The sequence below is a fragment of the Ralstonia sp. ASV6 genome (assembly GCF_016429285.1).
GTDB lineage: Bacteria > Pseudomonadota > Gammaproteobacteria > Burkholderiales > Burkholderiaceae > Ralstonia > Ralstonia flaminis.
Map to the genome: position 1 here is coordinate 1 of NZ_JAELUI010000456.1, position 394 is coordinate 394.

General features: G+C 71.3%; 1 pseudogene. It reads left to right on the plus strand.

The window, feature by feature from the left end:
- Positions 1-110: 110 nt before the first annotated feature.
- Positions 111-251: pseudogene (fabG, locus tag JHD73_RS28240) on the plus strand (3-oxoacyl-ACP reductase); the annotation flags it as partial.
- Positions 252-394 lie beyond the last annotated feature (143 nt).

Genomic DNA, 394 nt, shown 5'->3' on the forward strand with positions numbered 1-394 from the left:
CCCCCCCCCCCCCCCCCCCCCCCCCCCCCCCCCCCCCCCCTCCAAGCACAAGACGGCATACGAGATCAGGCGCCATGTCTCGTGGGCTCGGAGATGTGTATAAGAGACAGGTTCTGGAGACCAGCCTGGACGGCTTCTACAACGTTGTGCACCCGCTCACGATGCCGATGGTGCGTGCACGCCAGGGCAGACGCATCGTCACCATTGCCTCCGTATCAGGCGTAATGGGCAACCGTGGGCAGGTCAACTACCTGTCTCTTATACACATCTGACGCTGCCGACGAAGGCCGTGGAGTGTAGGTGTCGGGGGGGGGGGGGGGGGTGAGGGGGGGGGGGGGGGGGGGGGGGGGGGGGGGGGGGGGGGGGGGGGGGGGGGGGGGGGGGGGGGGGGGGG